The organism is Pectobacterium brasiliense (assembly GCF_016950255.1).
GTDB classification, from domain to species: Bacteria; Pseudomonadota; Gammaproteobacteria; order Enterobacterales; family Enterobacteriaceae; genus Pectobacterium; species Pectobacterium brasiliense.
On record NZ_JACGFN010000003.1, the window covers coordinates 420,983 to 432,914 of the forward strand.

An 11,932-nucleotide genomic window follows, 5' to 3' on the forward strand; every position below is an offset into this window, starting at 1 on the left:
TTCCTTTCTCCAGATAGCCTCAATTCAATAGATCGTTTTTTACGATGATTAAGCCAGCTTTAATCTGCTTTTAACGAGTGGTTAGATTGCGTAATCTTGCCAGCAAGAAAGCGGGCGTGCGGTATTAATGCTCGTGCCTCATGGGAGATTAAGTCAATGATAACAATGATTCGCCGTTTTATTCAGTTGGATGCGGCGGCTGGCGTGATGTTAATGATGGCGACAGTATTGGCACTCACGTTTGCCAATTGGTCTGTTACCGCCGCTGGCTATCAGCAATTTCTAATGATGCCGGTGGAAATGCGGTTTGGCGCACTCGAAATCAATAAGAACCTGCTACTGTGGATTAACGATGGCCTGATGGCAGTTTTCTTCCTGCTGATTGGTCTGGAAGTGAAACGCGAGCTTATCGAAGGCTCGTTAGCCAGCCGCCAGCAGGCGATGCTGCCACTGGCGGCTGCGGTAGGCGGAATGATGTTTCCTGCCTTGCTCTTTCTGCTTTTCAACGCGAATGATGAAGTGACGCGCGCTGGCTGGGCGATTCCCGCTGCGACAGATATCGCGTTTGCCATTGGTGTGCTGACGCTATTGGGCAAACGAGTTCCCGCGGGGCTGAAAGTCTTCCTGCTGGCGCTGGCGATCATTGACGATCTGGGGGCGATCCTGATCATCGCTCTGTTTTATACGCAGCAGATCTTCTGGCCCGCACTGGGTGGAGCGGTGCTGGCGATTGCGGCACTGGCGTATATGAACAGGCAGCGGGTTGGTAAAACCTCCGCCTATTTGCTGGTGGGGATCGTCCTGTGGGTCTTCATTCTGAAATGTGGCATTCATGCAACGCTGGCGGGAGTGATTGTCGGATTCTTTATTCCTTTGCGCACGTCCGACGGGCAGCCTTCTCCGGCAACCACGCTGGAACATGGCTTACAAACGTGGGTTGCGTTTCTGATTATTCCGCTGTTTGCCTTCGCTAACGCAGGCATTGTATTGCAGGGGATTGTGCTGGAAAAACTGTTTTCCCCTTTGAGCCTTGGCATTGCCGCTGGATTGCTGATTGGTAAACCGTTGGGCATTACCTTGTTCAGTTGGCTAACCATCCGACTGGGCTACGCGCGTCTGCCCGCTGGTGTTCACTTTAGCCAGATTGTGGCGGTGTCAGTGCTGTGTGGCATCGGTTTTACCATGTCGATATTTATTACGCTACTGGCCTTCTCCGGCGGCGATGCGGAATTGATTACCTATGCCAAGCTGGGAATTCTGTTGGCATCGGGGCTGGCGGCGCTGCTTGGCTATCTGGCGCTACGCGGGGTGTTGCCTGCGCTGGACAAGGCGATGCAGCCGTGTAAGGGTTGATGCTATGCCGGAGGCGCGAAGAGGGGGCGGGTGTGTCTCATTTGAATTTTAATCATCTCTATTATTTCTGGCAGGTTTATAAGTCGGGATCCGTTGCGGGGGCGGCAGAGACGCTGTTCTTAACGCCGCAGACCATTACCGGGCAAATCAAATGCCTGGAAGAGCGTTTACAGGGCAAGCTCTTCAAGCGTAAGGGGCGCGGGTTGGAACCGACGGAGCTGGGACAGCTTGTTTTTCGCTATGCAGATAGTATGTTCCAGCTTAGCCAGGAAATGTTGGATATTGTGAACTACCGCAAAGAATCGAACCTGTTATTCGATGTCGGCGTGGCTGATGCGTTGTCCAAACGGCTAGTGAGCAGGGTGCTGGAAACGGTCGTAACGGAACAGGAACATATCCATTTACGCTGTTTTGAGTCGACGCACGAAATGCTGCTGGAGCAGTTGAGCCAGCATAAGCTGGATATGATTCTGTCAGATTGTCCGGTGGATTCGACGCAGCAGGAAGGGCTGTTTTCAATCAAACTGGGCGAATGTGGTGTGAGTTTTTATTGTAAACGTCCGCAGCCTGAGCAGCCTTTTCCCGCCTGCCTTGAACAACGTAAGCTGCTGATTCCCGGGCGGCGAACCATGCTGGGACGGAAACTGCTGAACTGGTTTACTGCGCAAAATATTCAGACGACTATTTTGGGTGAATTTGATGATGCGGCGCTGATGACCGCGTTCGGTATTAATAACGACGCGATTTTCGTTGCACCGTCGCTGTATGCCAATGAAATCTACCAGCAGGGCGATATCGTCGAGATCGGTAGGATCGAGAACATTCAGGATGAGTATTATGCGATTTTTGCGGCCAGAATGATCCAGCATCCGGCGGTGCAGCGCGTCTGTAACGCGGATTTTTCAGCGCTCTTCTGTGATACCACAGACACAAAAAAACCGGCCTAGGCCGGTTTTTTCTTAGCAACAACACGCAGATGCGTGATTATTGCATGGCGTTGATGCGCGCAACCAGATTGGATTTATGACGTGCAGCTTTGTTCTTGTGGATCAGGCCTTTACCAGCCTGACGATCCACGATCGGTTGCATGTCATTAAATGCTTTCTGTGCCGCTTCTTTATCGCCAGTAGCGATCGCCGCGTATACTTTCTTGATGAAAGTACGCATCATTGAGCGACGGCTTGCGTTATGCTTACGGCGCTTCTCAGATTGTACGGCGCGTTTCTTAGCTGATTTGATATTAGCCAAGGTCCAACTCCCAAATATATTCAATCGAGGACAATTCAAAGGCCGTGGAATATGCTCGTTTAGCCTTCGTTTGTCAATGGATTTGTGCAAATAAGCGTCGTTTGTACGTCGACACTTGTTACGTTGTGATGGCGCAGGATTTTAGCAGCTTCACGCGGTGGAATACAGCTTTTCGCATCATAAATTCATCCTGAATTTGATAAAGCCCTGTCTGGCATCGGTAAAGTCGGATTGCATGTGCCGTCCGCTGTCTGGATATTCTGCGTATAGGCGTCATCCATCGATGATTCAGCTAAAAAACGTGCAAATACTGGCACGATTTACAAGGTGGCTGCAAAAGGCGCGAATCGCAGGTTAACCTTACTCGCTGTACAAGGTATAATCCGCCGATTTCCATAATATTAACCCTTTGTTCTGGGCCAGCCATGCAGCTAATTCGCGGTATACACAATCTTCGGGCACACCATTACGGCTGTGTGCTCACTATTGGTAATTTTGACGGCGTGCACCTTGGACACCAAATGCTGCTTGAACGACTGAAGCAGGAAGGTCGCGCTCGTGGGCTGCCGGTGATGGTCATGATTTTTGAACCACAGCCGCTGGAACTCTTCGCTGCGGAAAAAGCGCCCGCTCGTCTGACGCGTCTGCGTGACAAGGTAAAATATCTGGCGCAGGCCGGCGTGGATTATCTGCTGTGCGTCAGATTCGACGCACGTTTTGCCGCCAACGATGCGGAGACGTTCGTTTCTTCCCTGCTGGTGAAAAAATTGGGCGTGAAGTTTCTGGTGGTGGGAGATGACTTCCGCTTCGGGGCTGGTCGTCAGGGAGATTTCCTGTTATTACAGAAGGCTGGACGTGAGTCGGGATTTGATGTCATCAGCACCGATTCGTTCTGTAATGACGGCAAACGGGTTAGCAGCACTGCCGTACGTGAAGCGCTCAGTCGTGATGAACTTGAGCTGGCAGAAAGTCTGTTGGGCCATCCTTACAGCATTTCCGGGCGTGTGGAACATGGTAAAGCATTGGGGCGAACCATTGGGTTCCCTACCGCCAATCTGCCGCTGAAACGTCAGGTTTCCCCTGTTAGCGGCGTGTATGCCGTCAGCGTTTATGGGCTGGGGCAAGAACCGCTACCGGGCGTTGCCAACATTGGCACGCGTCCGACCGTAAACGGTGACAAACGCCAGCAGCTTGAAGTGCATTTGCTGGACGTGACGATGAACCTCTATGGTCGTCATATTGAAGTCGTACTGCGTAAAAAGATCCGTAATGAACAGCGTTTTGCTTCGCTCGATGCGTTAAAACAGCAAATCGCCGATGATGTGGTGACAGCCCGGACGTTCTTCGGGTTAAAGACACCGGTTTAATTTTTCTAGCCGAAACGAAATCGAGAATCTAATGAGTGACTATAAGACTACCCTGAACTTGCCGGAAACAGGGTTCCCGATGCGTGGCGATCTGGCCAAGCGCGAACCTGACATGCTGAAACGTTGGTATGAGCAGGATCTGTACGGGATTATTCGCAATGCGAAGAAGGGAAAGAAGACCTTCATTCTGCACGATGGCCCTCCGTACGCGAACGGCAGCATTCACATTGGTCACTCAGTTAACAAGATTCTGAAAGATATTATTGTTAAATCAAAAGGTCTGTCTGGCTACGATTCCCCCTACGTGCCGGGCTGGGACTGCCACGGTCTGCCGATTGAGCTGAAAGTAGAACAGCTGATCGGTAAGCCGGGCGAGAAAGTCAGCGCCGCAGAATTCCGCGCGGAGTGCCGTAAATATGCGGCAGAGCAGGTTGCCGGTCAGAAAGCCGACTTTATTCGTCTTGGCGTGCTGGGCGACTGGGATCGTCCTTACCTGACGATGGATTTCAAAACTGAAGCGAACATCATCCGTGCTCTGGGCCGCATCATTGAAAACGGCCATCTGCACAAAGGGGCGAAGCCGGTTCACTGGTGTGCCGACTGTGGTTCCGCGCTGGCGGAAGCGGAAGTTGAGTATTACGACAAAACCTCTCCGTCCATTGATGTCGCGTTTAACGCTAGCGATGTGGCCGCGGTATTAGCCAAATTTGGCGTGAATAGCGTAGACGGCCCTGTTTCGCTGGTGATCTGGACGACCACGCCGTGGACGCTGCCAGCAAACCGTGCGATCTCACTGAACGCAGAGTTCGATTATCAGTTGGTGCAGATTGACGGCCAGGCGCTGATTCTGGCGGCCGATCTGGTTGAAAGCGTGATGAAACGCATCGGCGTGACGCAGTGGATCGTTCTGGGCGACTGTAAAGGCGCGGATCTTGAGCTGCTGCGTTTCAAACATCCGTTCCTGGGCTTTGACGTACCGGCCATTCTTGGCGAGCACGTGACGCTGGATGCGGGTACGGGTGCGGTGCATACCGCTGGTGGCCACGGTCCTGATGACTATGTGATCAGCCAGAAATACAATCTGGAAATCGCCAACCCGGTGGGGCCGAATGGCTGCTACCTGAGCGGCACCTATCCTGAACTGGATGGAAAATTCGTTTTCAAAGCCAACGATCTGATCGTTGAAATCCTGCGTGAAAAAGGCATGTTGCTGCACGTAGAGAAATTGCAGCACAGCTACCCGTGCTGCTGGCGTCATAAGTCGCCGATCATTTTCCGTGCGACGCCACAATGGTTTGTCAGCATGGATCAGAAAGGCCTGCGTAAGCAGTCGCTGTCTGAAATCAAAGGCGTGCAATGGATCCCGGATTGGGGTCAGGCGCGTATCGAAGCGATGGTCGCTAACCGTCCTGACTGGTGTATCTCCCGTCAGCGTACCTGGGGCGTGCCGATGTCGCTGTTTGTCCACAAAGAGACGGAAGAGCTGCACCCGCGTACCGCTGAGCTGATTGAAGCGGTAGCGAAACGTGTTGAAGCCGATGGTATTCAGGCATGGTGGAATCTCGATCCGGCCGATGTGCTGGGCGCAGACGCGGATAACTACGTCAAAGTGCCGGATACGCTGGACGTGTGGTTCGATTCTGGATCAACGCACGCGTCTGTCGTGGATGTACGTCCTGAATTCGGTGGTCACGCGGCGGATATGTATCTGGAAGGTTCCGACCAGCATCGTGGCTGGTTCATGTCTTCCCTGATGATCTCTACGGCGATCAAAGGCAAAGCACCTTATCGTCAGGTACTGACCCACGGTTTCACCGTTGATGGTCAGGGCCGCAAGATGTCCAAATCGATCGGGAATACCGTCAGCCCGCAGGACGTGATGAACAAACTCGGTGCCGACATTCTGCGCCTGTGGATTGGCTCAACGGATTACTCCGGTGAAATCGCGGTATCCGATGAGATCCTGAAGCGTTCCGCCGATGCCTATCGCCGTATTCGTAACACCGCACGCTTCCTGCTGGCGAACTTGAACGGGTTCGATCCACAGAAGGATAGCGTGAAACCAGAAGACATGGTGGTGCTGGATCGCTGGGCGGTTGGCTGTGCGAAAGCCGCGCAGGAAGAGATCCTCGAAGCGTATGAAAGCTATGATTTCCACCGCGTCGTACAACGCCTGATGCAGTTCTGCTCGATCGAGATGGGATCGTTTTATCTGGATATCATTAAAGATCGTCAGTACACGGCAAAAAGCGACAGCGTGGCGCGCCGTAGCTGCCAGACTGCGCTGTACCATATCTCAGAAGCGCTGGTGCGTTGGATGGCACCGATTATGTCCTTCACTGCGGATGAAATCTGGAGCTACCTGCCGGGCAAACGTGCACAGTACGTGTTTACCGAAGAGTGGTATGACGGCCTGTTTGGGCTGGATGCTTCGGAAACCATGAACGATGCGTTCTGGGCCGATATCCTGAAAGTACGTAGCGAAGTGAACAAAGTCATCGAGCAGGCGCGTAATGACAAGCGCATCGGTGGCTCGCTGGAAGCTTCTGTTACGCTATACGCCGATGCCAATCTGGCAGGCAAGCTGAATCAGCTGCGTCAGGAACTGCATTTCGCACTGTTGACGTCAAAAGCGTTGGTTGAGCGTTATGAAAATGCGCCGGATAGCGCGCAGGCAACGGAACTCACCGGACTGAAAATTGCCTTAAGTGAGGCAGAAGGGCACAAGTGTCCACGCTGCTGGCATTACGAGACGGATATCGGTAGCAATGCCGAGCATCCTGAAGTGTGTGGTCGCTGTGCGACTAACGTGGGCGGTAACGGCGAAGAGCGTAAATTTGTCTGATGAATAAGATCTGTTCGAGTGGACTGCGCTGGCTCTGGCTGGCGATACTGGTTTTAATTGTCGATCTTGGCAGCAAACAGTGGATCCTTGCCCACTTTGCGCTGGGAGACACGGTGCCAGTGATGCCTTCTCTGAATCTGCATTACGCCCGTAACTACGGCGCAGCATTCAGCTTCCTGGCGGATAAAGGCGGTTGGCAACGCTGGTTCTTTGCTGGCATCGCGATTGCTATCGTGGTTGCACTGCTGGTGATGATGTACCGTGGCAGCGTCAAACACCGGCTCAATAACATTGCGTATTCGCTGATTATTGGCGGCGCATTGGGCAATCTGTTCGACCGTACATGGCACGGATTTGTTGTCGATTTCATCGACTTCTATGTCGGTGATTGGCATTTCGCCACGTTTAACCTTGCCGATACCGCTATCTGTATTGGTGCGGCGCTCATCGTACTGGAAGGATTTTTCAGTACGCATGATGATACTGATACCGTTAAGCAAAAGGGTCACTGATGTCCGAGAGTGTTCAGCATAACAGCGCGCTGCTGGTGCATTTTATTCTGACGCTAGAGGATGGCTCAGCGGCTGAATCTACGCGTGAGCGCGGCAAGCCAGCGCTGTTTCGCCTTGGCGACGGCAGCCTGTCTGACGCGTTGGAACAACATCTGTTGGGATTGAAGCGTGGTGATAAACGCAAGTTTACTCTACCGCCGGAGTCGGCCTTTGGGCCGACCAATCCGAACCTGATCCAGTTCTTCCTGCGTCGTGATTTCGCCCAGACCGGCGTACCTGAAGTTGGCACCATCATGCTGTTCAGTGGCGTTGCCGGAAATGATATGCCGGGGATTATTCGCGATGTGACCGAAGAGTCGGTCACCGTGGATTTCAACCATCCTCTATCCGGCCAGGCAATAACCTTCGATCTTGAAGTGCTGGATATCGATCCCGTACAACAGGAGGTGACACATGCAGATCCTGCTGGCTAATCCGCGCGGCTTTTGTGCCGGTGTCGATCGGGCTATCAGCATTGTGGAACGTGCGCTGGAGCTTTTTGGTACGCCGATCTACGTCCGTCATGAAGTGGTACATAACCGCTATGTGGTTAACGGACTACGCGAACGTGGTGCGATTTTTATTGAGCAGATTGAAGACGTGCCGGACGGTGCGATTCTGATTTTCTCGGCACATGGCGTTTCGCAAGCGGTACGTAATGAAGCCAAAAACCGCGATCTGACGGTATTCGATGCGACCTGTCCGCTGGTGACCAAGGTGCATATGGAAGTGGCCAGAGCCAGTAAGAAAGGCGTAGAAGCGATTCTTATCGGGCATGCCGGGCACCCTGAAGTTGAAGGAACGATGGGGCAGTACAGCAATGTGGACGGCGGCATGTATCTGGTGGAATCCCCTGAGGATGTCTGGCAGCTACAGGTAAAAGACGAAAGCAATCTGTGTTTTATGACGCAGACCACGCTGTCTGTTGATGATACCTATGCGGTGATTGATGCATTGCGTGAGCGTTTCCCGCAGATCGTCGGCCCGCGTAAAGATGATATCTGCTATGCCACGACCAATCGTCAGGAAGCCGTTCGCCACTTGTCGGATAAGGCGGATGTCGTTTTTGTCGTCGGCTCTAAAAACTCATCAAACTCCAATCGCCTTGCTGAATTAGCACAGCGCGCAGGGAAAGCGGCTTATCTGATAGATTCAGCGGAAGATATCCAGGAGTCATGGCTAGCGGGCGCTTCACATGTTGGGGTAACCGCAGGCGCATCGGCACCGGATATTCTGGTACAACAGGTGATTCAGCGCCTGAAAGAATTAGGCGGCAAGGTGGCGGTTGAAATGCAGGGACGTGAAGAAAACATCGTCTTTGAAGTGCCGAAAGAGCTGCGTGTTGAAGTCAAACAGATAGATTAATGCTGTTCCTGCGGTAGGGCTTTGGCCCTATCGCTTTTACCCCCTTCCGTTTTCTTTCCCGTATTATTCACTCATGAAAATGTTAATGCATAAAAATGAATTTTTATGCGTTATGCCATGTGGTTTAATTTTGACCATTTATGATTATCTTCAAATACCTTGCGGCTTTTCATCGCTCTGATGCGCCATTTTGCTGTCTGTGGTTAGACAGTTTTGCTGATTTTCTGCGGCTTCAAACAGTATTTTCTAATCTGGCGGTAAATCCGCTGGCGATAGTGCGCAGCGCCCGTTAACCTGATGTTATTTTTATGTCGTCAGGATCAAAAAGAGAGAGACATTATGAAGGATTCATCCATCCGTATTGCGGTTGTAGGTGCGGGCGGCCGTATGGGACGCCAGCTGATTCAGGCTATCGAGCAAATGGACGGCGTGGTATTGGGCGCGGCGCTGGAGCGTTCTGGTTCGTCTCTGATAGGAAGCGATGCCGGTGAGCTAGCCGGGCTGGGTAAAAGCGGTATTACCGTGAATGAAAGCCTGGATGCTGTGCAGAATGATTTCGATATTTTGATCGACTTCACTCGCCCGGAAGGCACCTTAGCGCATCTGGCGTTTTGCCGTCAGCACCGTAAAGGCATGATTATTGGGACAACCGGCTTTGATGACGCAGGGAAAGCGGCGATTAAGCAGGCTGCGCAGGATATCGGAATTGTGTTTGCGGCGAACTTCAGCGTTGGCGTCAATGTCATGCTGAAGCTGCTGGAAAAAGCGGCCAAGGTCATGGGCGACTATACTGATATCGAAATTATTGAAGCACACCACCGCCACAAAGTGGATGCGCCATCGGGTACTGCGCTGGCGATGGGCGAAGCGATCGCCGATGCGCTGGGACGCGATTTGAAGTCCTGTGCCGTGTACGCGCGTGAAGGTTATACGGGCGAGCGCGATCCGAAAAGCATTGGTTTTGCGACCGTGCGTGCGGGCGATATTGTCGGTGAACATACGGCGATGTTTGCTGACATTGGCGAACGCGTTGAGATTACCCACAAGGCATCCAGCCGTATGACGTTTGCCAATGGTGCAGTAAGAGCGGCTATCTGGATTAGTTCGAAAGAAAATGGCCTTTTTGATATGAGAGATGTGCTTTCTCTGGATGATTTATAGTACTTAATTTTTATATAAATATTATATATCGCTGATAAAGGTGGTTATTTTAATGATCACCTTTATTTTTACCTGTTACATATTAACTTTGTCTTATTGTTTCTTTTTATCTGTTTTTTATTCTGCTTTTTAGCGGTAATTCTTCCTTGTGACTACCGAAATCCCCTTTGCTGGCGATTTGTTATCCTTATTTTAACGATGTTGTCTCGCAACCGTTTACTTATCTGAGTTGATCGGGTTTTTTACGTCAGTGGGCCACTATTTATTTCGTAAAGCATAAAAATAAGAGAAAAAAAGCGGTTTGGGTAGACAATCAGGAAGACCATCATTAAAATGCGCCCAATTTGCCAAAAATTGGCCTTACAGGTAGTTTTTGCATTGATTTAGTGACTCAAATCTGAATTAATATGCAAATAACGTGATTGTTTATTCCTTGGAGGGTGTTTTGATTAAGTCAGCGCTATTGGTTCTGGAAGACGGAACCCAATTCCACGGTCGGGCCATTGGGGCAGAAGGGTCGGCAGTGGGGGAAGTGGTCTTCAATACGTCGATGACCGGTTATCAAGAAATCCTTACTGATCCTTCCTATTCCCGCCAGATTGTCACTCTCACTTATCCCCATATCGGTAATGTCGGCGCCAATGCCAACGATGAAGAATCCCCCTCTGTACAGGCTCAAGGTCTGGTTATTCGCGATTTACCTCTGATTGCCAGCAACTACCGTAGTGAAGAAAGCCTGTCTGAATACCTCAAACGCAACAACATCGTCGCCATTGCTGATATCGATACCCGTAAACTGACTCGTCTGCTGCGTGAGAAAGGCGCACAGAATGGCTGCATCATCGCGGGCGATGCGCCGGATGCTGCTGTCGCGCTGGAGAAAGCGAAAGCCTTCCCTGGGCTGAAGGGCATGGATCTGGCAAAAGAAGTGACGACGGCAGAAAGCTACAGCTGGCTACAGGGAAGCTGGACGCTGGAAGGCGAATTGCCTGCGGCGAAAAACGAAAGCGAACTGCCTTACCACGTTGTGGCTTATGACTACGGCGTGAAGCGCAACATTCTGCGTATGCTGGTGGATCGCGGCTGCCGCCTGACGGTTGTTCCGGCGCAGACACCTGCCGAAGAGGTGCTGAAGCTGAATCCAGACGGTATTTTCCTCTCTAACGGCCCGGGCGACCCGGAACCGTGCGACTACGCGATTCGCGCGATCAAAACCTTCCTGGAAACGGATATTCCGGTATTCGGCATCTGTCTGGGTCACCAACTGCTGGCACTGGCGAGCGGTGCCAAGACCATCAAAATGAAGCTGGGTCACCACGGTGGCAACCATCCGGTCAAAGATCTGGATAACAATTGTGTGATGATTACCGCGCAGAACCACGGCTTTGCGGTTGATGAAAATAATTTGCCTGCCACGCTGCGCGTCACGCATAAATCCCTGTTTGACCATACGGTTCAAGGGATTCACCGCACGGATAAGCCCGCGTTCAGCTTCCAGGGTCACCCAGAAGCGAGTCCAGGCCCGCACGATGCCGCGCCGCTGTTCGACCACTTTATTGACTTGATTCAGACTTACCGTTCTTCAGCTAAATAATCAGGAGCGAGAAAATGCCAAAACGTACAGATATTAAAAGCATCCTGATTCTGGGCGCAGGCCCGATTGTTATCGGCCAGGCGTGTGAGTTTGACTACTCGGGTGCACAGGCGTGTAAAGCGCTGCGTGAAGAGGGTTACCGCGTTATTCTGGTGAACTCCAACCCGGCAACCATCATGACTGACCCGGAAATGGCCGATGCGACCTACATCGAGCCGATTCACTGGGAAGTGGTGCGTAAAATCATTGAAAAAGAGCGTCCAGATGCGGTGCTGCCAACGATGGGCGGCCAGACTGCGCTGAACTGTGCGCTGGAGCTGGAACGTCAGGGCGTGCTGGCCGAATTCGGCGTTACCATGATTGGTGCAACGGCGGATGCGATTGATAAAGCAGAAGATCGCCGCCGCTTCGACGTGGCAATGAAGAAGATCGGTCTGGATACCGCGCG

11 protein-coding genes are annotated in these 11,932 nt (G+C 51.9%); 10 read left to right on the forward strand and 1 reads right to left on the reverse strand.

Annotated features, from left to right (window positions below):
* Window positions 1-156 precede the first annotated feature (156 nt).
* Together nhaA and nhaR are read left to right on the forward strand one after the other, a co-directional pair.
* Window positions 157-1,353, forward strand: coding sequence for a Na+/H+ antiporter NhaA (nhaA, locus tag H4F65_RS21255; RefSeq protein ID WP_039319086.1), 1,197 nt, complete (start codon window positions 157-159; stop codon window positions 1,351-1,353).
* A 32-nt stretch (window positions 1,354-1,385) separates the two neighbouring features.
* On the forward strand, window positions 1,386-2,300 hold the full coding sequence (gene nhaR, locus H4F65_RS21260) for a transcriptional activator NhaR (RefSeq protein WP_010681771.1): 915 nt from the start codon (window positions 1,386-1,388) through the stop codon (window positions 2,298-2,300).
* 37 nt (window positions 2,301-2,337) lie between these two features.
* Here nhaR and rpsT read toward each other — a convergent pair whose 3' ends face one another.
* Entirely contained in the window at window positions 2,338-2,601 is a 264-nt protein-coding gene (rpsT, locus tag H4F65_RS21265) for a 30S ribosomal protein S20 (protein ID WP_010681770.1), read from the reverse strand.
* Window positions 2,602-3,026: 425 nt separating this feature from the next.
* On the opposite strand from rpsT, the gene ribF reads away from it, so the two are divergent.
* From ribF to H4F65_RS21305, 8 genes are all read left to right on the forward strand, one after another.
* Window positions 3,027-3,968, forward strand: coding sequence for a bifunctional riboflavin kinase/FAD synthetase (gene ribF, locus H4F65_RS21270; RefSeq protein ID WP_039317139.1), 942 nt, complete (start codon window positions 3,027-3,029; stop codon window positions 3,966-3,968).
* 31 nt (window positions 3,969-3,999) lie between these two features.
* On the forward strand, window positions 4,000-6,813 hold the full coding sequence (gene ileS / locus H4F65_RS21275; RefSeq protein WP_039319083.1) for an isoleucine--tRNA ligase: 2,814 nt from the start codon (window positions 4,000-4,002) through the stop codon (window positions 6,811-6,813).
* Window positions 6,810-7,325: a signal peptidase II gene (gene lspA / locus H4F65_RS21280; protein WP_085996943.1), complete on the forward strand. Its 516-nt coding sequence runs from the start codon at window positions 6,810-6,812 to the stop codon at window positions 7,323-7,325. The genes ileS and lspA overlap by 4 nt, the downstream gene beginning before the upstream one ends.
* On the forward strand, window positions 7,325-7,798 hold the full coding sequence (fkpB, locus tag H4F65_RS21285) for an FKBP-type peptidyl-prolyl cis-trans isomerase (protein WP_010681766.1): 474 nt from the start codon (window positions 7,325-7,327) through the stop codon (window positions 7,796-7,798). The genes lspA and fkpB overlap by 1 nt, the downstream gene beginning before the upstream one ends.
* Entirely contained in the window at window positions 7,779-8,729 is a 951-nt protein-coding gene (gene ispH / locus H4F65_RS21290; RefSeq protein WP_010681765.1) for a 4-hydroxy-3-methylbut-2-enyl diphosphate reductase, read from the forward strand. Before fkpB ends, ispH begins: the two co-directional genes overlap by 20 nt.
* Window positions 8,730-9,068: 339 nt before the next feature.
* Complete coding sequence (dapB, locus tag H4F65_RS21295) at window positions 9,069-9,890, forward strand: 4-hydroxy-tetrahydrodipicolinate reductase (protein ID WP_010681764.1); 822 nt, start codon at window positions 9,069-9,071, stop codon at window positions 9,888-9,890.
* A 445-nt stretch (window positions 9,891-10,335) separates the two neighbouring features.
* On the forward strand, window positions 10,336-11,484 hold the full coding sequence (gene carA / locus H4F65_RS21300) for a glutamine-hydrolyzing carbamoyl-phosphate synthase small subunit (RefSeq protein ID WP_010681763.1): 1,149 nt from the start codon (window positions 10,336-10,338) through the stop codon (window positions 11,482-11,484).
* A gap of 14 nt (window positions 11,485-11,498) precedes the next feature.
* The coding region (locus tag H4F65_RS21305; protein ID WP_481859783.1) for a carbamoyl phosphate synthase preATP-grasp domain-containing protein at window positions 11,499-11,932 on the forward strand (434 nt) is incomplete at its 3' end.

What these genes read in the sequence shown, in the direction of transcription:
- ispH (WP_010681765.1), top strand. Translation starts at nt 7,779, where the DNA reads ATGCAGATCCTGCTGGCTAATCCGCGCGGCTTTTGTGCCGGTGTCGAT.
- dapB (WP_010681764.1), top strand. Translation starts at nt 9,069, where the DNA reads ATGAAGGATTCATCCATCCGTATTGCGGTTGTAGGTGCGGGCGGCCGT.
- fkpB (WP_010681766.1), top strand. Translation starts at nt 7,325, where the DNA reads ATGTCCGAGAGTGTTCAGCATAACAGCGCGCTGCTGGTGCATTTTATT.
- ribF (WP_039317139.1), top strand. Translation starts at nt 3,027, where the DNA reads ATGCAGCTAATTCGCGGTATACACAATCTTCGGGCACACCATTACGGC.
- ileS (WP_039319083.1), top strand. Translation starts at nt 4,000, where the DNA reads ATGAGTGACTATAAGACTACCCTGAACTTGCCGGAAACAGGGTTCCCG.
- nhaA (WP_039319086.1), top strand. Translation starts at nt 157, where the DNA reads ATGATAACAATGATTCGCCGTTTTATTCAGTTGGATGCGGCGGCTGGC.